At 65.1% G+C, this 21,311-nt stretch carries 19 protein-coding genes; 1 reads left to right on the top strand and 18 read right to left on the bottom strand.

Features of this window, described 5'->3' with window-relative positions:
- Positions 1 to 33 precede the first annotated feature (33 nt).
- The 17 genes from L5014_RS15555 to leuC all read right to left on the bottom strand — a co-directional run bounded on the left by L5014_RS15555 (position 34) and on the right by leuC (position 19,176).
- Positions 34 to 1,230, bottom strand: coding sequence for an O-succinylhomoserine sulfhydrylase (locus tag L5014_RS15555; protein ID WP_238464623.1), 1,197 nt, complete (start codon positions 1,228 to 1,230; stop codon positions 34 to 36).
- A gap of 315 nt (positions 1,231 to 1,545) precedes the next feature.
- Positions 1,546 to 3,090 (bottom strand): amidophosphoribosyltransferase, encoded by a 1,545-nt coding sequence (gene purF / locus L5014_RS15550; RefSeq protein ID WP_238464622.1) that lies wholly within the window; start codon positions 3,088 to 3,090, stop codon positions 1,546 to 1,548.
- 145 nt (positions 3,091 to 3,235) lie between these two features.
- Entirely contained in the window at positions 3,236 to 3,730 is a 495-nt protein-coding gene (locus tag L5014_RS15545) for a CvpA family protein (protein ID WP_213301534.1), read from the bottom strand.
- Between the two features lie 6 nt (positions 3,731 to 3,736).
- Positions 3,737 to 4,657, bottom strand: coding sequence for an SPOR domain-containing protein (locus L5014_RS15540; protein WP_238464621.1), 921 nt, complete (start codon positions 4,655 to 4,657; stop codon positions 3,737 to 3,739).
- Positions 4,658 to 4,705: 48 nt separating this feature from the next.
- A complete protein-coding gene (gene folC / locus L5014_RS15535) occupies positions 4,706 to 6,016 on the bottom strand; it encodes a bifunctional tetrahydrofolate synthase/dihydrofolate synthase (RefSeq protein ID WP_238464620.1) in 1,311 nt (436 codons plus the stop codon).
- A gap of 207 nt (positions 6,017 to 6,223) precedes the next feature.
- A complete protein-coding gene (gene accD / locus L5014_RS15530) occupies positions 6,224 to 7,096 on the bottom strand; it encodes an acetyl-CoA carboxylase, carboxyltransferase subunit beta (RefSeq protein WP_238464619.1) in 873 nt (290 codons plus the stop codon).
- 131 nt (positions 7,097 to 7,227) lie between these two features.
- The gene (gene trpA, locus L5014_RS15525) at positions 7,228 to 8,043 is read right to left on the bottom strand and encodes a tryptophan synthase subunit alpha (protein ID WP_238464618.1); all 816 of its coding nucleotides are present in this window, start codon (positions 8,041 to 8,043) and stop codon (positions 7,228 to 7,230) included.
- A gap of 61 nt (positions 8,044 to 8,104) precedes the next feature.
- The gene (locus L5014_RS15520; protein WP_238464617.1) at positions 8,105 to 9,022 is read right to left on the bottom strand and encodes a DNA-methyltransferase; all 918 of its coding nucleotides are present in this window, start codon (positions 9,020 to 9,022) and stop codon (positions 8,105 to 8,107) included.
- A gap of 21 nt (positions 9,023 to 9,043) precedes the next feature.
- Positions 9,044 to 10,237, bottom strand: coding sequence for a tryptophan synthase subunit beta (gene trpB / locus L5014_RS15515; RefSeq protein WP_238464616.1), 1,194 nt, complete (start codon positions 10,235 to 10,237; stop codon positions 9,044 to 9,046).
- A 61-nt stretch (positions 10,238 to 10,298) separates the two neighbouring features.
- A complete protein-coding gene (locus L5014_RS15510; protein ID WP_238464615.1) occupies positions 10,299 to 10,985 on the bottom strand; it encodes a phosphoribosylanthranilate isomerase in 687 nt (228 codons plus the stop codon).
- 120 nt (positions 10,986 to 11,105) lie between these two features.
- Positions 11,106 to 11,909, bottom strand: coding sequence for a tRNA pseudouridine(38-40) synthase TruA (gene truA, locus L5014_RS15505; protein WP_238464614.1), 804 nt, complete (start codon positions 11,907 to 11,909; stop codon positions 11,106 to 11,108).
- Between the two features lie 15 nt (positions 11,910 to 11,924).
- Positions 11,925 to 14,207 carry a FimV/HubP family polar landmark protein gene (locus L5014_RS15500; protein WP_238464613.1) on the bottom strand — a complete coding sequence of 761 codons (2,283 nt, stop codon included), beginning with the start codon at positions 14,205 to 14,207 and terminating at the stop codon, positions 11,925 to 11,927.
- A gap of 240 nt (positions 14,208 to 14,447) precedes the next feature.
- A complete protein-coding gene (asd, locus tag L5014_RS15495) occupies positions 14,448 to 15,569 on the bottom strand; it encodes an aspartate-semialdehyde dehydrogenase (protein WP_238464612.1) in 1,122 nt (373 codons plus the stop codon).
- An 82-nt stretch (positions 15,570 to 15,651) separates the two neighbouring features.
- Positions 15,652 to 15,840, bottom strand: a complete 189-nt coding sequence (locus tag L5014_RS15490) for a hypothetical protein (protein ID WP_238464611.1) — start codon at positions 15,838 to 15,840, stop codon at positions 15,652 to 15,654.
- Positions 15,841 to 15,979: 139 nt separating this feature from the next.
- A complete protein-coding gene (leuB, locus tag L5014_RS15485) occupies positions 15,980 to 17,047 on the bottom strand; it encodes a 3-isopropylmalate dehydrogenase (protein ID WP_238464610.1) in 1,068 nt (355 codons plus the stop codon).
- A gap of 55 nt (positions 17,048 to 17,102) precedes the next feature.
- Positions 17,103 to 17,753: a 3-isopropylmalate dehydratase small subunit gene (gene leuD / locus L5014_RS15480; RefSeq protein ID WP_238464609.1), complete on the bottom strand. Its 651-nt coding sequence runs from the start codon at positions 17,751 to 17,753 to the stop codon at positions 17,103 to 17,105.
- Between the two features lie 13 nt (positions 17,754 to 17,766).
- The gene (leuC, locus tag L5014_RS15475) at positions 17,767 to 19,176 is read right to left on the bottom strand and encodes a 3-isopropylmalate dehydratase large subunit (protein WP_238464608.1); all 1,410 of its coding nucleotides are present in this window, start codon (positions 19,174 to 19,176) and stop codon (positions 17,767 to 17,769) included.
- 360 nt (positions 19,177 to 19,536) lie between these two features.
- On the opposite strand from leuC, the gene L5014_RS15470 reads away from it, so the two are divergent.
- Positions 19,537 to 20,445, top strand: a complete 909-nt coding sequence (locus tag L5014_RS15470) for a MipA/OmpV family protein (protein WP_420800075.1) — start codon at positions 19,537 to 19,539, stop codon at positions 20,443 to 20,445.
- On the opposite strand, the gene loiP is transcribed toward L5014_RS15470, so the two are convergent.
- Complete coding sequence (gene loiP / locus L5014_RS15465; RefSeq protein ID WP_238464607.1) at positions 20,429 to 21,199, bottom strand: metalloprotease LoiP; 771 nt, start codon at positions 21,197 to 21,199, stop codon at positions 20,429 to 20,431. The two genes, L5014_RS15470 and loiP, sit on opposite strands and share 17 nt — an antisense overlap.
- Positions 21,200 to 21,311 lie beyond the last annotated feature (112 nt).

Raw genomic sequence — 21,311 nt, 5'->3', positions numbered from 1 at the left:
TGCGCCGCTCAATGCCCGCCTTTACCGCGTGGTTTACTGCGCCGCATCAAGACCATGCGCGAGATCGTTACGCACGTCGCGCGGATCTTCGAGGCCCACCGCGAGACGAATCAGCCCTTCGGTGATGCCCGCCGCCGCGCGCGCTTCAGGCGTGATGCGGCCATGCGTCGTCGTGGCCGGATGCGTGATGGTCGTGCGCGTGTCGCCGAGATTGCCGGTGATCGAGCACACCTTGGTGCCGTCGATCACGCGCCAGGCGTTCGCGCGCTGCGTCTCGGGCGTGTCGCCCTTGAGCTCGAACGAGACGATCGCGCCGCCCGACTTCTGCTGGCGCATCGCGAGCGCGTGCTGCGGATGCGACTCGAGCCCCGGGTAGAAGACGCGCTTCACTGCGGGATGCGCCTCGAGCCAGCGCGCGATTTCGAGCGCGTTGGCCGACTGCTTCTCCACGCGCAGCGAGAGCGTTTCCATGCCCTTGAGCAGCACCCACGCGTTGAACGCGGAGAGCGTCGGGCCCGCGCTGCGCACGAACGGGAACACCTTCTCCATGATGAACTGCTTCGAGCCCACGAGCGCGCCGCCCAGCACGCGGCCCTGGCCGTCGAGGAACTTGGTGGCCGAGTGCATCACGACATCGGCGCCGAACTTGAGCGGCTGCTGCAGCGCCGGGCTGCAAAAGCAGTTATCGACCACGAACAGCGCGCCTGCCGACTTCGCGATCTTGCCCACGGCTTCGATATCGGCGACTTCGGTGAGCGGGTTCGACGGCGTCTCGAGGAAGAACATCTTCGTCTCGGGGCGCACGGCATTCTTCCAGGCGTCGAGATCGGTCGGATCGACGAAAGTGGTCGTGATGCCGAACTTGCTGAAGATCTGCGAGAACATGCCGAGCGTCGAGCCGAAAATGCTCTGCGAGCTGACGATGTGGTCGCCCGCCTGCAACGCGGCCATCACCACCGACATGATCGCGGCCATGCCCGAGGCCGTGGCCATGCACGCCTCGCCGCCTTCGAGCGCCGCAAGGCGGTCCTGGAACATGGTGACGGTCGGATTCGTGAAACGTGCATACGTATAGCCCGTTTCGGAATTCCTGAAGCGCTCGGCCGCTTCGGCGGCGCTGCCGAAACAGAAGCTCGACGTGAGGTAGAGCGCTTCCGAATGCTCGTTGAAGCCGCTGCGCAGCGTGCCCGAGCGGACCGCCAGCGTGTCGAAGTTGAGGTTCTCGTCCATGTTCGTTTATTCCGTTTCCTGAGCCGTTTCCTGAGCCGTCATGCCTGCAACGCGTCGCTCGCATACACAGTGGCGCACAGGCGCAAAAAAGCCCGCTTTTGCGTCGGCAGAAGCGGGCTCTCTGAAAATGCGGGAAATCCGGGGGCAGTCTAGCGATAGAGCGGCGGTGAGACTGACACCGTTCGCTTTAGCTGTTTTGGGTTGCCCCGCGTCCGCAAGCTGAGATCAAATCGACGCAAGCCCTAATGCTAACACGGCGGCTACCACAGCGGCCAACACGGGAAGCGCACAGCGCACGCGCTCCCCTCGCGCCGCTCACTCCACCGAGAGTTGCAGGTGCAGTTGCGAGCGCGTGCCGCCGTCCATCGCGTCGCTCGCGGCGTCGCGGTCCGACTGCGCCTGCGGTGCCAGGCGCGCGAGCTCGATGTTGTCGAGATACGCGCTTGTGATGTCGCCGGTGATGTAGTCGCCGTCGAAGCACGAAGCCTCGAACTCGTTGAGATCCGGATTGATGTCGCGCACGGCCTGCTTGAGCGCTTCCACGTCCTGATACACGAGGTGGTCCGCGCCGATGATGCGCGCCACTTCTTCATCCGTGCGGCCGTGCGCCACGAGCTCGCCGCGCGTGGGCATGTCGATGCCATAGACGTTCGGATACTTCACGGGCGGCGCCGCCGAAGCGAAGATCACCTTGGTCGCGCCGGCGTCGCGCGCCATCTGCACGATTTCCTGCGAGGTGGTGCCGCGCACGATCGAATCGTCGATGATCAGCACGTTCTTGCCCTTGAACTCGACGCCCATGGCATTGAGCTTCTGGCGCACCGACTTCTTGCGCATGGCCTGGCCCGGCATGATGAAGGTGCGGCCCACGTAGCGGTTCTTGAAGAAACCCTCGCGATACTCCACGCCGAGTTTCTTCGCGACCTGCATGGCGGCGGGGCGCGACGAATCGGGAATCGGCATGACCACGTCGATCTTCACGTCGGGCAGCTCGCGCTTGACCTTCTCGGCCAGATAGTCGCCCATGCGCAGACGCACGTTGTAGACCGGCACGCCGTCGAGCACCGAGTCCGGACGCGCGAGATACACGAGTTCGAAAATGCAGGGGTTCAGCTTGGGCGCCGTGGCGCATTGCTGCGAGTGGAAGTTGCCCTCGAAGTCGATGAACACCGCCTCGCCCGGCTGCACGTCGCGCACGAATTCGAAGCCGATGCCTTCGAGCGCGACCGATTCCGAGGCCACCATCCACTCGGTGCCCTCGGGCGTTTCCATCTTGCCGATGCACAGCGGACGGATACCGAACGGGTCGCGGAACGCGAGCAGGCCGTAGCCTGCGATCAGCGAGACGATGGCGTAGGAGCCGCGCAGGCGGCGGTGCGCGCCCGACACGGCCTTGAAGAGCGCGGCCGCATCGAGCTCGAGGCCCGAGGTCGCGAGCTGCACTTCATGCGCGAGCACGTTGAGCAGCACTTCGGTGTCGGAATGGGTGTTGATGTGCCGGCGGTCCACGCGGAACATCTCTTCCTTGAGCTGTTGCCAGTTCGTGAGATTGCCGTTGTGCGCGAGAACGATGCCGAACGGCGCGTTCACGTAGAACGGCTGGGCTTCTTCTTCGCTCGATGCCGAGCCGGCCGTCGGGTAGCGCACCTGGCCGATGCCGCTGGTGCCGGGCAGGCTGCGCATGTTGCGCGTGCGGAACACGTCGCGCACCATGCCATTGGCCTTGTGCATGTGAAACGTGCTGCCGTTCGCGGTGGCAATGCCGGCCGCGTCCTGACCACGGTGCTGCAGGAGCAGCAGCGCGTCATAGAGGAGCTGATTGACGGGGGAGCGGGAAACTACGCCTACGATGCCGCACATGGCAGGTCCTTCAAAAAAGCGAAATCAGCAGTCACGGAGCAGTTCCGACGGCCGGCCGGGCCGGCGGGGATGCGCCGCATGATCGGGCAATGCCCTGGCAGTACTGCCGGTCGGCTTCGCCTCCCGTCACGCGATCAGCTTCTGATCAGACGTGAACATAGGCCGCGAGCGTCTCGGGCAAAAACGGTTTCAGTTCGAGCACACCCTGCACGGCATACGGCCGCAGCAGCGCGTTGCGCCAGAAGTCCTGCTGGGGCAGCTCGGTCAGTCCCGCGAGGACGACGAGAATCAGCACCAGCACGACGCCTCGCACGAGGCCGAACATCATGCCGAGCGAGCGGTCCACACCGGACAGGCCGCTCACCTGCACCAGCCGGCCGAGCAGCGCGTTCGCCACGCCGGCCACCAGCACCACGCCGATCACGATCAGCGCGAAGGCGATCAGCCATTGAGTCAGCGCCCCGCCCGGCCAGTTCGCCGGAATGAAGGGCACCACGCGATCCACGTAGCGGCACGCCACGATGAGCGCCGCGATCCAGCCGATCAGCCCGAAAATCTCGCCGATGAGCCCGCGCCACGCCCCGCGCAGCGCCGACAAACCGATCACCGCCATTACAGCGTAGTCGAATGCGGTGAACATCGGGCGTTATTGTGCCGAGCCGTTGGAACCCGCCATCAGGCCTGCGCCGCGCACCTTCGCGATCGCCTCGGTGGCCGATGCGCGATCGGGGAACGGACCGGCGCGCAGCAGCGTGCGCGTCGTGCCGTCGGCTTCCTTATGCTGCTCGGTATATGCGGGTACACCCGCAGTTTTCAACTTCGTGACCCATTTATTCGCGGCGGCGTCGCTGCCGAACGCGCCCAGTTGCACCGCGAAGCGCGCACCCGGCGGCGCGGCGGGTGCGCCCGCATCGTTTTCGGCGTTGGCTGCGGTGGTGGCCGCATTAGTGGCCGCATTAGTGGCCGCAGTGGTGCCCGCCGACTTGCCGCGCGACGCGAGCGCCGCGCCCGAGGCCGGCTTCGCCGCTTCCACCTTCGATTGATTCGCTTGAGCTTGAACCTGAGCGGCCGGCGCGGATTTGGCCGGCGCTGCGGGTTTCGCTTGAGTCGTTTGGGTCGCTTGCGCCGAACGTGCAGTCTGCGCCGGCGCGGCGCCCGAAGCTGCCGTCGCGCCGGGCGTCGCTACGCCCAGTGCGGCAGCGGGATTGTCCGGCGCGACGCCCGCCTGGGTGTCCTCGTCGCCACGCGCGGCGGTCTTCGACACCGGGCGGCTCGGAATATCGACGGAGATGTCGTTGGTGACGGTTTTAGGGTGCGAATCGAGCACCATCGGCAAAATCACGATGGCGGCCAGCACCAGCGCAATCGCACCAACGAGGCGCCGGCGCGCGCGCTGCTTTTCGGGCAGGGTGGGATCGAGCAGCATCGCCTCGGCGTCGCCGGAGCGGGCCGGCCGGCGGCTGCGCCGCTCCACGCGCGTGTTCTGACTGCTCCGGCGGCGGGGGCCGGCTTCGGCGTCGCGTCGGCTGGGCGCGTCGTCTTTCTTGCCGAACGAGAAAATTCCCATGTATGGCTGCTTTTGGCCTGTGCGTAGCGGCTGTAGGGGGCCGCGCGATCAGTGCTGCTGCGACTTTCGCCAGGCCATCACGCCGGCAACCGTCAAAAAACTTCCGAAAACGAGAATTCTATCATTTTCGGTCGCCCGTTTTAGCGCATCTTGAAACGCCGCGGCGGGCGTTTCATAGCGCGTGATGCTGCTGTCGGGGCCGTCTTCCACACCGGCCTCGCGCAGCACCGCTTCAAGTTGTTGCGCCGACGCCGCGCGCGGCAACGGCAAATCGGTCACGCACCAGTGGTCGATCTCGCCCTTCAGATGCGCGATCACGCCCGCGAGGTCCTTGTCGCGCATGGCGCCGAACACCGCGTAGGTGTACGGGAAATAGCCCATGCTGGAGAGATTTTGCCCGAGCACGGCGGCGGCGTGCGGATTGTGGCCCACGTCGAGAATGATCGACGGCTTGCCCGGCAGCACCTGGAAGCGGCCAGGCAACTCCACATTGGCGAGCCCGAGGCGAATGTCCTGCGCCGACACCGGCAGCCGGTCGCGCATCGATTCGAGCGCCGCGAGCGCCGCCGAGGTATTGATCAGCTGATTGGCGCCACGCAGCGCCGGATAGGCGAGCGCCGAGCGGCGCTGCGAGCGGCCGATGTAACTCCACTGCTGACGCTCGCTGCCGGCCTGGCCTTCATAGCGGAAATCGCGGCCGAAGAGCCACAGATCGGCGCCGATCGCCTGCGCATGATCGACGAGCGACTGCGGCGGCAGCGGGTCCGAGCAGATTGCCGGCACACCGGCGCGGAAGATGCCGGCTTTTTCGAAGCCGATCTTCTCGCGCGTGTCGCCGAGATATTCGGTGTGATCGAGGTCGATGCTCGTGACGATCGCGCAGTCGGTGTCGAGCACATTCACGGCATCCAGACGCCCGCCCAGACCCACTTCGAAGATCACGGCATCGAGCCCCCGCGACGCGAACAGATGCATGATCGCGAGCGTCGTGAATTCGAAGTACGTGAGCGTGACCGGCGTGGCGAGCGCGTTGCGCGCGGCTTCCACGGCCTCGAAGTGCGGCAGCAGGTCGGCGTCGCTGGCCTCCTGGCCGTCGATGCGCGCGCGCTCGTTGAACGCCAGCAAATGCGGCGACGTATGGCAGCCGACGTGATAGCCCGACTTGAGCAGGATGGTTTCGAGAATCGCGCAGGTGGAGCCCTTCCCGTTCGTGCCGCCCACCGTAAACATCGGGCATTCGAACTTCAGGTTCAGCGCGTCCTTGACCTGGCGAATGCGCTCGAGGCCCATGTCGATGCCGACCGGATGCGCGGTTTCGAGATGCGTGAGCCACGCGTCGAGGGTGGGAAAAGTACTCATCGGGACGATTCAGGGAAGTACGTGCACAGCGTGCGATCATGCAATGGCGCGCGGATTAGGCGCGCCGTTCACACTCACGGGCCGCTGCGAAAAAACGGCATTATCGCGGAAATGACAACGCGCCGCTTGCTTTCGCTCGCGGCGCGTCAGACACGGCGCGGAAGCTGCGAGTTCCGCGCGTTTTATGTTTATGTTCAGGCCACCGCGTCAGGCCACCGCGTCGGCGGGCTGACGCTGTAGCAACGCCATCAATTGAGCGATTTCTTCGCGCATCTTGCGGCGATCGATAATCATGTCGATCGCGCCCTTCTGCAGCAGGAATTCCGAGCGCTGGAAGCCTTCAGGCAGCTTCTCGCGCACCGTCTGCTCGATCACGCGCGGGCCGGCGAAGCCGATCAACGCCTTCGGCTCCGCGATCACGACGTCGCCGAGGAACGCAAAGCTCGCCGACACGCCGCCCATCGTGGGGTCGGTCAGCACGGAAATAAACGGCAGCTTGGCGTCCGAGAGCTTCGTGAGCATGGCCGTGGTCTTGGCCATCTGCATGAGCGAAAGCAGGCTTTCCTGCATGCGCGCGCCGCCCGAAGCGGTGAAGCAGATGAACGGCACTTGCTGCTCGATCGCGTTCTGCGCGCCGCGTGCGAAGCGTTCGCCCACCACCGAGCCCATCGAGCCGCCCATGAACGAGAACTCGAAGCAGGCAACCACGCACGGCAGCGTGTGGATCGCGCCGCCCATGACGACCATGGCGTCGGTTTCGCCCGTGTCGTCCATCGCTTCCTTGATGCGGTCGGGGTACTTGCGGCTGTCCTTGAACTTCAGCGCGTCGACCGGCACGATTTCCTGGCCGATTTCATAGCGGCCTTCCGGATCGAGCAGACCGTCGAGGCGCTCGCGCGCGTTGATGCGCATGTGGTGATCGCACTTCGGGCAGACGTGCAGATTCGCTTCCACGTCGTTGCGGTACAGGACCGCCTCGCACGACGGGCACTTGATCCACAGACCTTCCGGAATGCTCTTGCGGCTTTTCGGATCGGTTTGCTTGATCTTGGGCGGCAGCAGTTTATCGAGCCAGCTCATATTGTTTCTTCCTTAACCTTCGTGATGCGCGGGCGCGGCGGATCGAACGTTCGACTGAACGGCCGGTTCGGTACAAATGACCGGGTTCCGACCCCGTCCGCGCATGGCGAAAAGTGGATTTTACAGCAGTCTCATTTCGCGTTGTCCGAGACCGCGTCGAGCGCCGTCCGAATATCGAGCACAAACTGCGTGAGCGCCTCGGCGGCGGTATCGGCCGGCGCCTGCTCGAGCAACTGCACGATGCGGCTGCCGATCACGACGGCGTCGGACACCTGGGCCACGGCGGCAGCGGTCTGCGCGTCGCGAATGCCGAAGCCGACGCCAACCGGCAGCGGCACGCGCGCCTTGATCGCCGGGATTTTACTCGCGATGCTCGCGACGTCGAGATGCCCGGCGCCCGTCACGCCCTTGAGCGAAACGTAATAGACATAGCCGCTCGCCGCGCGCCCCACTTCGGCGATGCGCTCGTCGGTGGAGGTGGGCGCGAGCAGGAAGATCGGATCGATCCCGGCGGCCTTCATCTTCGCGGCGAACTCCACCGACTCCTCGGGCGGATAGTCGACCACCAGCACGCCGTCCACGCCCGCATCCTTCGCGGCGGCGGCGAACGCGTCGGCGCCCATGCGCTCGATCGGGTTCGCGTAGCCCATCAGCACGACGGGGGTCTGGTCGTCGGATTCACGGAAACGCTTGACGTCGGCGAGCACGCTCTTGAGCGTCACGCCTTTCGCGAGCGCGCGCTCGGAGGACTGCTGGATCACCGGGCCATCGGCCATCGGGTCCGAGAACGGCACGCCGAGCTCGATCACGTCGGCGCCGCCGGCGGCGAGCGCATGCATGAATTCGACCGTGCGGGCCGGATCGGGGTCGCCTGCCGTCATGAACGGGATCAGGCCTTTCTTGCTGGCGGCGGCGAGCGCCTCGAACGTGGTTTTGATGCGGGACATTTCAGGGTCCTCAGATTCGGTCTTCGGTCGTTACCGCGCGGCGCGAGCCGGCGACGGCGCATCAGGCGCCGGCCGCAACAGCCGCGGACGCCGCGGCGGACGCACGCGCAGCGGTAGCCAAAGCGGCCGCGCTCACGCGTTCGCGCGCGATCGCGCAGTAACTTTCGTTAATTTCATAGCCGACGAATTCGCGCTGATGACGCGCGCAAGCGACTGCCGTGGTGCCGCTGCCCATGAACGGGTCCAGCACGCGGCCGCCCGGCGGGCAGCTCGCGAGCACCATGCGCTCGACGATCTCAAGAGGCTTCTGGGTGGGATGATCCACGCGCTCGGCGTGCTGACGGTGCAGCCGCGAGACGGACCAGACGTCCTTGGGGTTGTAGCCGAGCTCCAGCCACTTGCTGCCTTCGAATAACTTGCGCGAACGCGCCTTCTTCGTGACGGCATCATACGGGATGCGGACGGGATCGAGATCGAAGTAATAATCCTTCGAGACCGCGAAGAAACCGATATTGTCGTGCACCGAGGTAAAGCGGCGGGTCGTGCCGCCCATGCTGGGTACGCGACGATCCCAGACGATCTCGTTAATCATCGTCATTTTCGACTTCAGATAAACGAAGATCTCGGGCGCGTACTGCCAGGTGCAGAACACATAGAGCGAGCCGCTGGCTTTGAGCTTCGGAATCGCCAGGTCGAGCCACTCATACGTCCAGGCGAGAAAATTCTCGCCCGAGCGCATGTCGGAGTCGTTGCCGTAGTCCTTGCCGAGCCCATAAGGCGGGTCGGCAACGATCAGGTCGATCGAGGCGTCAGGCAGGTTCGCCGCATCGGTCAGAAAATCGCGGTTCAGGAGCCGGATGCTGTCCGGCACCAAGGACACGGCAGGTGCCGGGGGCACGGCGGCTATGGAAGCAGCCGTGTCGGCACCGGCCTCGCCCGTGGACGTCGGCATCGGCGGCTCGTCGAACTCGTCACGCATCGCTGGGGTCGCTCCGCGCGCTCAGAACTGGATGCCCGATCGCTCGGCGACCGTGTGCATGTCCTTGTCGCCGCGGCCCGACAGGTTCACCAGCAGAACCTTGTCCTTGGGCAGTGTGGGCGCCAGTTTCGCCGCGTACGCGAGCGCGTGGCTCGATTCGAGCGCGGGAATGATGCCCTCGATGCGGCAGCAGTCGTGGAATGCCTTGAGCGCTTCCTCGTCGTCGATGGTCACGTACTGCGCGCGGCCGCTGTCCTTGAGCCACGCGTGCTCGGGACCGACGCCCGGATAGTCGAGGCCCGCCGAGACCGAGTGCGTTTCGATGATCTGGCCGTTCTCGTCCTGCAGCAGATAGGTACGGTTGCCGTGCAGCACGCCCGGCGTGCCGGCTGCGAGCGAGGCAGCATGACGGCCCGTCTCCATGCCGTCGCCGGCAGGCTCGACGCCGATCAACTGCACCGAACTATCTTCGATATACGGGTAAAAGATGCCCATCGCGTTCGATCCGCCGCCCACGCATGCGATCACGGCGTCGGGCTGGCGGCCCGTCATTTCCGGCATCTGCACGCGACATTCGTCGCCGATCACGCGCTGGAAGTCGCGCACCATCATCGGATACGGGTGCGGGCCCGCCACGGTGCCGATGATGTAGAAGGTGTTTTCGACATTGGTGACCCAGTCGCGCATGGCTTCGTTGAGCGCGTCCTTGAGCGTGCGCGAACCCGATTCCACGGGCACGACGGTCGCGCCCAGCAGCTTCATGCGGTAGACGTTGGCGGCCTGGCGACGCACGTCCTCGGCGCCCATATAGACCACGCACTCCATGCCGAAGCGCGCCGCGATAGTCGCGGTGGCCACGCCATGCTGGCCCGCGCCGGTTTCCGCGATCACGCGCGGCTTGCCCATGCGCTTCGCGAGCAGCGCCTGGCCGATCACGTTATTCACCTTGTGCGCGCCGGTGTGGTTCAGGTCTTCGCGCTTGAGATAGACCTGCGCGCCGCCCAGCAACTCGCTCCAGCGCTGTGCGTGATAGATCGGCGACGGACGGCCGACAAAATGCTTCAGCTCGCGCTCATATTCGGCGACGAAGTCGGGATCGTCCTTGAATTTCGCATAGGCGTCGCGCAGCTCGTCGATCGCCTGCATCAGGGTTTCGGCAGCGAATACGCCGCCATAGGGGCCGAAATGGCCACGTTCATCGGGCAAATTGTACATAAGTCACTCGCTAAGGCCAGCGGCACCTTGCGTTGTGCAAGCGCCGGTTAACCCAAGAAATTTATCCCGCGTCCGCTTCGCGCACTGCGCGCACGAACGCCGCCATGCGGGCGTGATCTTTCACGCCCTTCGCGCCCGGTACCTCAATGCCACTGGAGACATCGACGGCGAACGGACGCACCTGGCGAATCGCATCACTGACGTTTTGCGCGTTCAAGCCACCACTTAAAACGGCCCGACGCGCGAGCCCTGCGGGGATAAGTGACCAATCGAAGACCTTCCCGCCGCCGCCGTAGCCTTCGACATGGGTGTCGAAAAGCAGGCCGCTGGCTGATGAATAACGGTTTGCCGATTCTATCAAATCGGCCTCGCGAGTATCGGCCGCCACCCGCAACGCGCGCAACCAGGGCAAACCGGCAACCGAAGCCAGCGATTCGCACTGGTCGGGCGTTTCGTCGCCGTGAAACTGCAACAGCGTGAGCGAGACGTTGCTCGCCACCTCGCCGATCCATTGCGGCGTGGCGTTCACGAACAGCCCCACCACCGAGACGAACGGCGGAATATCGTGGGTGAGTTCGACGGCCTGGGCCACGCTCACCGAGCGCGCGCTGGGCGGATAGAACACGAGCCCGATGGCGTCGGCCCCCAGGTCGATCGCGTGCGCGACTGCCTCGGGCGTCGAAAGCCCGCATAGCTTGATGCGCGTGCGGTGCGTGGCGGCGGTGGCGGGTTGCTCGGCTGGGGTCATGGCTTGAGGTTCGATAGCTGGTTTTGCTGGCAATTTCGCGCGGGTTTTAGCGACATTTAGCAGCGGCTTCGCGCAACTCCCGCGAAGTAGGCGTGCGCTTCTGAAGCAAGCTGGCCGGCGCTACGCCTCATCGGTCCAGACCGTGCTCCACGGCACGCTCGCCGTATGCGCGGCGGGTACCGCGAACTCGTCAGGATAGCCTACTTGGGCAAGATAGAGACCGTCCGGCATGAAGGTCGGCGCGGCCTTGGTGCGATCGAGCCCGGCCAGCACCTCGGCCATCCACGTGGCCGGATAGCGGCCCCGCCCCACCGCCACCAGACAGCCCATCAAGTTGCGCACCATGTGGTGGAGGAACGCGTTCGCACGGAAGCGGAAGTGGATGAAATCGCCCAGCGGCCGGATGTCGATCTGATACAGGTGCTTCACGGGCGTCTTCGACTGGCACTCGGACGAGCGAAACGCCGAAAAATCATGCTCGCCGATCAGGCAGGCAGCCGCTTCGCGCATGGCGTCCACGTCGAGCGGCGTGTGGATCCAGCCCGCCCGGCCCGCCAGCATGGGCGAGCGCACCGCGTTCACATAGAGCGCGTAGTAATACGTGCGCTCGAACGCCGAAAAGCGCGCGTGAAATGCCTCTGGCATCGGCTGGGCCCACTGCACGGCGACCGTCGGCGGCAGGAACGCGTTGGTGCCGCGCACCCACGAGAATGGCGTGCGGTTGAGGTCGGTGTCGAAGTGCACGACCTGGCCCAGGCCGTGCACGCCCGTGTCGGTACGGCCCGCGACGACAGTGGACAGCGGCACGGTCGCAAACTCGCGCAGCGCGCGCTCGAGCGCGTCCTGCACCGTCTTGCCGTGCGGCTGCGATTGCCAGCCGCAGAAGGCGGCCCCGTCGTACTGGATTCCTAGCGCGATACGCATATATCGGATGCAACGTCAGGACAGCGGCGAGAGCGTCGACAGCAGCGCCTGCGCATCGGCGCGCGTGGCGTGGTCGTTCGACTCGATCACTTCGTTGATCAGCGAGCGGGCGCCGGACAGGTCGCCAAGCGCGATGTATTCGTGCGCAAGGTCAAGCTTGTTGCGGGCGATGCGCGAGAGCTGCTCCGGCGTGAAAACCGGCAGCGGCTCGGCGGAATCGGCCGGCAGATTCAGGTCGAAATCGAGCGTGAGCGTACCGAAGCGCGGCGCGCCCAGGCCTGCGATTGCGCCTGCGCCCGCGGTGCCCGCCTCGATGGCCGCCCCGGCCGGCAGCACGGGCGGCTGGGCAAACGGCAGCGTCTGACGCGCGATCGTCTCGGGCGTCGCGACCGGCTCTGTCGAGATCGGAGCGCCGGGCATCGGCAACGGGGTTTCGACGCGCGGCGGCAGCGGCATGTCGAGCCCGCCGAGGGCATCCAGTGCGGACTTCGGAAACTCTTGCGGCACTTCCAGCGGTACTTCCAGGTGTGGCATTTCTACTTTTTGTTCTAGTGGGACAACGGGTGCAGCAAGCGATTCTGAAGGTGTTTCGGGCGCTGCATGGTCGCCCGCTGCTTGTGGTTCGTGCAGCGGCGCTGCTGCCGCAACAGGCGCAGCAGGTTCGATCGCGGCCGTGGGCGCCTCGGCCTCGGCGGCGGGGGTTGGTGGCTCTGCTTGTGGCTCGGCCCGCTGTTCAGCTTGCTGTTCGGCTCGCGGTTCGACTTGCACAGCCGGTATCGTCAGTTCGATCGGGCTTGCCTCAAACCCCGGCGGCGGAAGTGCCTCGCCGCCGAGTTCGGCAGCCGCCGCGAGGCTGGCCGCATCCGCTGCACGGTCGAGCGTGGCGTCGCGCTGGGGCGGCTCGGCCGGCGTCTCGACCTGCGCCTCCACCGCTGCTGCGGCTGCGGCTGCCGCGCCGGCGCCCAGAGGCGCGGCAGGCTGTACCGGCGTTTCGTGTGGCGCCGGCGCAGCTTCGTGCTCGGATGGCGGAACGGACGGCGGAGCGGCCGAACGCGGCGGCTCCGCCGCGTTTTCGCTGGCCGCAGGCACCGGCTTGCGACGTTTGCGCATGAGCAAGCGCACGACCAGCGCGACGAATGCCAGCACGAGCGCAGCCACGCCGCCGAGCGTGATCGGCGAAATCTCGGGCTGCGTGCCGTTCGCTCCCGGCAGCGCGCCACCGGCCGGGGCGCCGCCATGCGCACCCGACGTCCCGGCCGGAGCGCCGGCCACGCGCGCCTGCTTGCCGATGCCGTGCTGCTGCAAGGCCATCAGCACGCGATTCTTGAGTGCCAGCAACTGTTGCAGGCTCGATACCGTGATGGGCGCCGATGCCGCCGTGCCCGGCGTCGCGGACGCGCCCGACGCCTCACCTGCGCTCGGTGCGGTCTGAACGGCGCCGCTCCACGAATGGGCGTCGCTGGCCGATGCGGGCGCTGCACCCGCGCTCGCTTCGGCCGAGGCACCGGATGCGGCCTGCGCGTTCGCCGCGCTCGCGCCAGCCTCCAGGGACGCCGAGGCGCCTGCTGCGCTGCTCGCCGCGGGGACGCCAGCGTTCACGCCCGTGCTAGCGCTTGCGGCTGCGGAAGTCGCCGCCGTACTTGCCGCCGTGGCCGCCGTCGCATGGGTCGCGGAACTGGAACTCGTGGCGCCCGAAGCCGGAGCCATGCCAACCGCAGCGCCGGGCGCGCTTGCCCCAGCGGCAGGCGCCGAGGCGCCGGCCCCCACGGCAGCAGAGGCCCCCGCCGCAGGCGTAGAAGCACCGGCTGCGCCGCTAGCCATATCCGGCGTGCCCGGCACGTTCAGCACGGCGCCCACCTTGAGGCGGCTCGGATCGTGCTTCATGAACGCGGCGGGATTCGCGTCGAACAGCGCCTGGCTCGCGCGCGCGATCACCGTCTTGTCGTGCGACTGCGTGACATCAACGGCCACATCGTGCAGCGACTGCCCCGCGCGGATGGTGTACTGGCCAATCACGGGCAACGCCGCAGCGGTAGCAGACGCACCCGAGGCGGCAGCGGCAGCGCCGCTCGCCGCTGCGGCTGCGGCTGCTTGCGTTACGGCCGGCGCGGCTGCATGCGTTGCTGCATGCGTTGCTGCATGCGTTGCTGCATGCGTCGCTGCATGCGTGACTGCATGTGTTGTTGCTGCCTGCGTGGCGCCGCCTTGCGCGTGGGCCACGCCCACAGTGCCGGTCACGGCGACCAGCGCCGCCGCGGACACCGCAACGGCGGCACGGCGCGCCCGTCGCGCTTTCATGGTTGGGTTTGGAATGGATTCAAATCGAACGATCATCAGATGCCCTGGCACACCGCTCGCGCGGCAGTCGATGAAACGGAAGTTCGTTGCGTGTGAGATGGCCGGCCATGCGCCGGCTTCCGGCAACTCGGCGCCCTGCAGCCCGGCGCCCGGAAACATCCCGGAAATAAAAAAGCGCCGCGACTGGCGCGGCGCTTTATCACCCTGTCTACGCGTCATTAGGCGCGTAGTTTAATTCATTCACTTGTCGAGCAGAATGCGCAGCATGCGGCGCAGCGGCTCGGCGGCGCCCCACAGGAGCTGGTCGCCGACAGTGAACGCGGAGAGATACTCGCCGCCCATCGCCAGCTTGCGCAGACGGCCGACCGGCACCGAGAGCGTGCCCGTGACGACCGCCGGCGACAACTCGCGCATCGAGACTTCGCGCTGGTTCGGCACGACCTTGACCCAGTCGTTGGCCGAGGCGAGGATGCCGTCGATCTCGTCGAGCGGCACGTCCTTCTTGAGCTTGATCGTGAGCGCCTGCGAGTGGCAGCGCATCGCGCCGACGCGCACGCACAGGCCGTCCACCGGAATCGAACCCGGCTCGCCCATGGCCGGCTTGCCGAGAATCTTGTTGGTTTCCGCGCCGCCCTTCCACTCTTCCTTCGACATGCCGTTGCCGAGGTCCTTGTCGATCCAGGGGATCAGCGAGCCCGCGAGCGGCACGCCAAAGTGTGCGGTGGGCATGGCGTCGCTGTTCATGGTGGCGAGCACCTTGCGGTCGATGTCAAGAATCGCCGACGACGGGTTCGCGAGATCGCTCGCAACCGCCGCGTTGAGCGCGCCCATCTGCGAGAGCAACTCGCGCATGTTCTGCGCGCCCGCGCCCGAAGCGGCCTGATAGGTCATGGCCGTCATCCAGTCGACGAGGTTCTCGCGGAACAGGCCGCCGAGCGCCATCAGCATCAGGCTGACCGTGCAGTTGCCGCCGACGAAATCCTTCTGGCCCTTGACGAGCGCGTCCTTGATGACGTCGAGGTTGACCGGGTCGAGGATGATGACCGCATCGTCCTTCATGCGCAGCGCCGAGGCCGCGTCGATCCAGTAGCCCTTCCAGCTCGCGGCGCGCAGCTTCGGATACACCTCATTGGTGTAGTCGCCGCCCTGACAGGTGATGATGACGTCGCACTTCTTGAGCTCGTCGACACTGTTCGCGTCCTTGAGCTTCGTCTCGTTTTTGGCGAACGACGGCGCCGCGCCGCCTGCGTTACTGGTGCTGAAAAACACCGGTTCGATCAGGTCGAAATCGCGTTCTTCCTGCATGCGCTGCATCAGCACGCTGCCGACCATGCCGCGCCAACCTACGAGACCTACGTTCATGATTAACCCTTGATATGGACACTTCCCCGCTTCGCTCGCCCGGCGTGGCCGCGCGGGGAAGATGAGCGGGCACGACGAGCGATCAACGAGTGATGATCGTTTTGGTAATAATCGCTTTCGTGATAATCGTGGTGATGGCGAGCGAAATCACACGGGCCGTGCCGTGGATTTTCGAAACAGAAGTGATCTGGGGGATCGTCGCCATCGGAACAATATACACGAAAACCGTAATTTCGCGCGGGGCTACCCGCATTTTCCACGCGCTTTCCACGCGCTTTCCACGCGCTTTCCACGCGTTTCCCGCGATTAACGACGCGCCCTGCGGCGGCACGCCGCCTTGAACCCTGCATCCGCACAACGAAAAAAGGGCACGCCTGAAACCTTCTCAGGCATGCCCTTTTACGACTGTTTTACAGCGCCGCGACCACCGCGTCGCCCATTTCCGCCGTGCCGACCTTCTTGCAATCCGGCGTGACGATGTCGGCGGTGCGATAGCCCTGCTCGAGCACCTTCTTCACCGCGTTCTCGATGCGGTCCGCCTGCTCGGCGCGGCCGAGCGAATAGCGCAGCATCATCGCGGCCGAAAGAATGGTCGCGAGCGGATTGGCGATGCCCTTGCCCGCGATGTCCGGCGCCGAGCCGTGCGAAGGCTCGTACAGGCCCTTGTTGTTCTTGTCGAGCGAGGCCGAGGGCAGCATGCCGATCGAGCCCGTGAGCATGGCCGCTTCGTCCGAGAGGATGTCGCCGAACATGTTGCCGGTGACCACCACGTCGAACGCCTTGGGCGCCTTCACGAGCTGCATGGCCGCGTTATCGACGTACATGTGCGAAAGCTCGACGTCCGGGTACTCCTTCGAGACATCGATCACGATGTCCTTCCAGAACTGCGAGGTTTCGAGCACATTGGCCTTGTCGACCGAAGTGAGCTTCTTCTGGCGCTTTTGGGCGGCCTGGAAAGCCACGTGCGCGATGCGGCGCACTTCGGGCTCCGCATAACGCATCGTGTCGAAGCCTTCGCGCGCGCCCTTGAAGTTGCCGTCCGGCGCTTCGCGCGTGCCGCGCGGCTGGCCGAAGTAGATGTCGCCGTTCAGCTCGCGCACGATCAGGATGTCGAGACCCGAAACGATTTCCGGCTTGAGCGACGAAGCGCCCGTAAGCTGCGGATAGCAGATCGCCGGACGGAAATTCGCGAACAGCTCCAGATGCTTGCGCAGGCCCAGAATGGCCTGCTCCGGACGCAGCGCGCGCTCGAGCTTGTCGTACTTCCAGTCGCCCACGGCGCCGAACAGGATCGCGTCAGCGGCCTTCGCCAACGCGAGCGTCGCTTCGGGCAGCGGATGGCCGCTCGCCTCGTAGCCCGCGCCGCCAACGGGCGCTTCTTCCAGCTCGAACTTCTCGCCGAGCACATTGAGAACCTTGACGGCTTCCTTGACGATCTCGGGACCGATGCCGTCGCCCGGCAACACTGCAATCTTCATCCTGTGATTCCTCGCTATGTTTTGTGTTGGGTGCGCGATGCAATCAGATGCGCGCTTAGATCACGCGATTCTTCAGCCACGGCTGGCGCACGAGGCGCTCGGCTTCGAACTGGCGGATTTTGTCGGCGTGACGCAGCGTAAGAGCAATATCGTCAAAGCCATTCAGGAGGCAGTAGCGGCGGAACGCAGCCACTTCGAACGGATATTCCTTCGCGCCGTCGGTCGTACGCACGACCTGCTTGTCCAGATCGATAGTGAGCTGGAAGCCATTGAACGCATACGTTTCGTTGAACAGATGATCGACGTCCGACTCGGAGAGAACGATCGGCAGCAGGCCGTTCTTGAAGCAGTTGTTATAGAAAATGTCGGCGAAGCTCGGCGCGATGATCGCGCGGAAGCCGTACTGGTCGAGCGCCCACGGCGCGTGCTCGCGCGAGCTGCCGCAACCGAAGTTCTTGCGCGTGAGCAGAATGGACGCGCCCTGGTAGCGCGGCTGGTTCAGCACGAAGTCCGGGTTGAGCGGGCGCTTCGAGTTATCCTGGCCCGGTTCGCCGTGATCGAGATAGCGCCATTCGTCGAAGGCGTTCGGGCCGAAGCCGGTGCGCTTGATCGACTTGAGGAACTGCTTCGGGATGATCGCGTCGGTGTCCACGTTCTCGCGATCGAGCGGCGCCACGACGCCGGTGTGTACGATGAATTTTTCCATGATCCGTGTAGCCTCAGCCCAGCTTGCGAATGTCGACGAAATGCCCTTCGATTGCCGCTGCGGCGGCCATGGCCGGGCTCACGAGGTGCGTGCGCCCGCCCGCGCCCTGACGGCCTTCGAAGTTGCGGTTCGAGGTGGACGCGCAGCGCTCGCCCGGCTCCAGCCGGTCGGCATTCATCGCGAGGCACATCGAGCAGCCCGGCTCGCGCCATTCGAAGCCCGCTTCGGTGAACACCTTGTCGAGGCCTTCGCGCTCGGCCTGTGCCTTCACGAGGCCCGAGCCCGGCACGACCATCGCCAGACGGATGTTCGACGCGACGCGGCGACCGAGCTTCTTCACGACGTAAGCGGCGGAGCGCAGGTCTTCAATGCGCGCGTTGGTGCACGAACCGATGAAGATCTTGTCCGGCTTGATCGATTCGATCGGCGTGTTCGGCTCGAGCGCCATGTATTGCAGCGCGCGTTCCATCGCGTTGCGCTTGACCGGATCCTTTTCGCGCTCGGGATCGGGCACGCGGCCATCGACCGAGGTGACCATTTCGGGCGAGGTGCCCCAGGTGACCTGCGGCACGATGTCGGCTGCGCTCAATTCGACCACGTGGTCGAAGTGCGCGCCGTCGTCGGTGCGGAAGGTCTTCCAGTATTCGACGGCCTGATCCCACTCCACGCCTTGCGGCGAAAACGGACGGCCCTTGAGATAGTCGATCGTGGTGTCGTCCACGGCGACCATGCCCGCGCGCGCGCCGGCCTCGATCGCCATGTTGCACACGGTCATGCGGCCTTCCATGGAGAGGCCGCGGATCATCGAGCCGCCGAACTCCATGGCGTAGCCCGTACCGCCCGCCGTGCCGATCTTGCCGATGATGGCGAGCACGATGTCCTTCGCGGTGCAGCCGCGCGGCAGTTGGCCTTCGACCTTCACGAGCAGGTTCTTGCTCTTCTTTTGCAAGAGCGTTTGCGTGGCCAGCACGTGCTCGACTTCCGAGGTGCCGATGCCGTGCGCGAGCGCGCCGAACGCGCCGTGCGTGGAGGTGTGCGAGTCGCCGCAGACGATGGTCATGCCGGGCAGCGTCGCGCCCTGCTCAGGACCTACGATGTGAACGATGCCCTGACGCTGGTCGTTCATCTTGAACTGCGTGATGCCGAAGGCGTCGCAGTTCGCGTCGAGCGTGTCCACCTGGAGCTTCGAGACCGGGTCGGCGATGCCGTGGCTGCGGTCGGTGGTGGGCACGTTATGGTCGGAAACGGCCAGGTTCGCGCTGATGCGCCACACCGGGCGCTCGTGCAGCTTCAGCCCTTCGAATGCCTGCGGACTGGTGACTTCGTGCAGCAGTTGACGGTCGATGTAAAGGAGCGTCGTGCCGTCGTCTTCCGTGTGGACCACATGAGAGTCCCACAACTTGTCGTAGAGCGTCTTTGCCATGATATGCGGGGATTGAATGACTGCGAGTGACTGCGGGGAGCGTTGCGTTGTGAATCGACGTTGTGAATCGATTATGCCACGCGAAATGCGCCTCCCGCATCGCCCCGGGCGAAAAAAAGCGATAAAAAACAGTGGGTTGGGTGGTAGTGGCGATACCTGTATCGATGTTACCCGGCGAGCGGCACACAGTGGCAAGCTTCACGAAAGGCGCTTGCGACCCGACGCCGAGGCAGTGCGACGCCGCGCCCTGTCGTGGGCACGTCGATTGCATGACATGCGCCGCCGCACGGACGCCCGGAATATGGTTCCATCACACTGAACGAACACCGCGCGCCCAGACCAGGCAATCACGGAGGCCTCATGCCTTTCGCACCCTGCACGCCCCGAAGGAAGTTTTCTTGTGTCCCGCAGGCCCTTCCCTGTGGGAGCGCCCGGCAGGCTTCGCTCGCCGCCACGGCCTGCATACTCGCCGCCTTCGCACCGCACGCCGCGGCGCAAACGCCTTCTCCGCTTGGGGAATGGCAATACTCCGCCGGCATCCCGCTGGAAAAAATGTTCGATCCCGACCGCCCGCCTCTCGAAGCGCGCCTTGGCATCGGCGCGACTTTCGAGCCGCGCTACGACGGCTCGGACCGCTATCACATGCTCACCGGGCCGAGCATCGACATCCGCTACAAGGACATCCTGTTCGGCTCGACCGGCGAAGGCTTCGGCGTGAATGTCCTGCAAGGCCAGAACTGGCGCGTGAGCGTGGCCGCCGCCTACGACCTCGGGCGGCGCGGCCACGACGATCCAGAGCATCTGAGCGGCCTTGGCAACATCAACCCGGCCCCCGAGCTGAAGCTGGCTGCGGAATATGTGGTGTCGAAGGATTTCCCGCTGGTGTTGCGCGCGGCGTTCACGCGCAGCTTCGGCGGCTCGAATGGCTGGAGCGCCGACCTGGGCACCTATATGCCGCTGCCGGGCAGCAACGAGAAGTTCTACTGGTTCGCCGGCCCTTCCGTCACGTTCGCCGATTCGAACTACATGCAGAGCTGGTTCGGCGTGAATGGCCAGCAGGCCGCCGCCTCGGGCTACCGGCGCTACGACGCGGGCGCGGGCCTGAAGTCGGCGGGCTTCGGCATCACGATGGTGTACTTCGTCGACAAGCACTGGTTCGTCAGCGCCGATGGCGCCTTGAGACGCCTGCTCGGCAGCGCCGCCAGAAGCCCGATCATCCAGACGAAAACCGATGGAGTCTGCGATATTTCGATCAACTACCAGTTTTGATGCGGTTCTCGATATGTTGTGCGCGGCTCGGCGAGGACGGATGGGAACTCATCATCGAACTCTGGCCGCCATCGAGGGCCGCGAGCTTCTGAAATGCCGTAACGAGGCCTTGCTGACTCATGCCCTTCGTCTTGAGCAAATCGAAGGAATAATCGTCCGCCGCGCTCTCCTGCTTCTGCGAGAACTGCGCATTGATGAACTGCTCGGTCAGATCGCCGAGTTGGGACGTGCTCAACGCCGTCACCACCGAATTACCGGAAGCCCCTACCGCCGTTCGCGCCGCGCTCACGGTATAGGCCGCCTGCATGGCCTTCTTCGTATGGCCGAGCGCAACGTGCCCCATCTCGTGCCCGATCACGCCGCGTAGTTCGTCGTCGTTCATCATGTCCATCAGGCCGCTATAGACGCGCACGCAACCGTTGCCCATCGCCCAGGCATTGACGTCCTTCGTGACATACACCTTGTAGTCGATCTTCTGTCCGTTCAGGGTCATGTCGCCGAAACCGCTCATCACCTTCGTGAGCCGCTTCGCATACGCGCTGCCCGGCGCCGCTATTTGAGACTTCGCGTCGCTTGCCTGGCACGCCTCGTTCGAGAGCGTCACGATGTCGCTATCCGAAATCGTCGCAGCCTTGAGGAGGGAGGTCCCCGCGGAAACCGCCGCATTGGGATCGATGTTCTGGAGGCCTGCGCAGGCACTCAACGCAACGACGAGACCACAGGCGATCCCGGCTTTGATGGGTGTCGTTCTCATAGTCCTTGGCTTATTTTTGAAGCCAATGAATTTAGCACTGCGCAGTTTTTGGATATGCCGGGCGCCGAATTTAAGCGGGTTCTCTGAATCCATGTCAAACATCGAGCCGCGA

Source organism: Paraburkholderia tagetis (genome assembly GCF_022213065.1).
Taxonomy (GTDB): domain Bacteria; phylum Pseudomonadota; class Gammaproteobacteria; order Burkholderiales; family Burkholderiaceae; genus Paraburkholderia; species Paraburkholderia tagetis.
Note: the sequence above shows the minus strand (reverse complement) of the source record. Positions and strands in the feature narration are given on the sequence as shown.

Bases quoted from the DNA above. Each gene is read 5' to 3' on its own strand.
- L5014_RS15555 (WP_238464623.1), bottom strand. From the start codon at position 1,230: ATGGACGAGAACCTCAACTTCGACACGCTGGCGGTCCGCTCGGGCACG.
- purF (WP_238464622.1), bottom strand. From the start codon at position 3,090: ATGTGCGGCATCGTAGGCGTAGTTTCCCGCTCCCCCGTCAATCAGCTC.
- L5014_RS15545 (WP_213301534.1), bottom strand. From the start codon at position 3,730: ATGTTCACCGCATTCGACTACGCTGTAATGGCGGTGATCGGTTTGTCG.
- L5014_RS15540 (WP_238464621.1), bottom strand. From the start codon at position 4,657: ATGGGAATTTTCTCGTTCGGCAAGAAAGACGACGCGCCCAGCCGACGC.
- folC (WP_238464620.1), bottom strand. From the start codon at position 6,016: ATGAGTACTTTTCCCACCCTCGACGCGTGGCTCACGCATCTCGAAACC.
- accD (WP_238464619.1), bottom strand. From the start codon at position 7,096: ATGAGCTGGCTCGATAAACTGCTGCCGCCCAAGATCAAGCAAACCGAT.
- trpA (WP_238464618.1), bottom strand. From the start codon at position 8,043: ATGTCCCGCATCAAAACCACGTTCGAGGCGCTCGCCGCCGCCAGCAAG.
- L5014_RS15520 (WP_238464617.1), bottom strand. From the start codon at position 9,022: ATGCGTGACGAGTTCGACGAGCCGCCGATGCCGACGTCCACGGGCGAG.
- trpB (WP_238464616.1), bottom strand. From the start codon at position 10,237: ATGTACAATTTGCCCGATGAACGTGGCCATTTCGGCCCCTATGGCGGC.
- L5014_RS15510 (WP_238464615.1), bottom strand. From the start codon at position 10,985: ATGACCCCAGCCGAGCAACCCGCCACCGCCGCCACGCACCGCACGCGC.
- truA (WP_238464614.1), bottom strand. From the start codon at position 11,909: ATGCGTATCGCGCTAGGAATCCAGTACGACGGGGCCGCCTTCTGCGGC.
- L5014_RS15500 (WP_238464613.1), bottom strand. From the start codon at position 14,207: ATGAAAGCGCGACGGGCGCGCCGTGCCGCCGTTGCGGTGTCCGCGGCG.
- asd (WP_238464612.1), bottom strand. From the start codon at position 15,569: ATGAACGTAGGTCTCGTAGGTTGGCGCGGCATGGTCGGCAGCGTGCTG.
- leuB (WP_238464610.1), bottom strand. From the start codon at position 17,047: ATGAAGATTGCAGTGTTGCCGGGCGACGGCATCGGTCCCGAGATCGTC.
- leuD (WP_238464609.1), bottom strand. From the start codon at position 17,753: ATGGAAAAATTCATCGTACACACCGGCGTCGTGGCGCCGCTCGATCGC.
- leuC (WP_238464608.1), bottom strand. From the start codon at position 19,176: ATGGCAAAGACGCTCTACGACAAGTTGTGGGACTCTCATGTGGTCCAC.
- L5014_RS15470 (WP_420800075.1), top strand. From the start codon at position 19,537: ATGCCTTTCGCACCCTGCACGCCCCGAAGGAAGTTTTCTTGTGTCCCG.
- loiP (WP_238464607.1), bottom strand. From the start codon at position 21,199: ATGAGAACGACACCCATCAAAGCCGGGATCGCCTGTGGTCTCGTCGTT.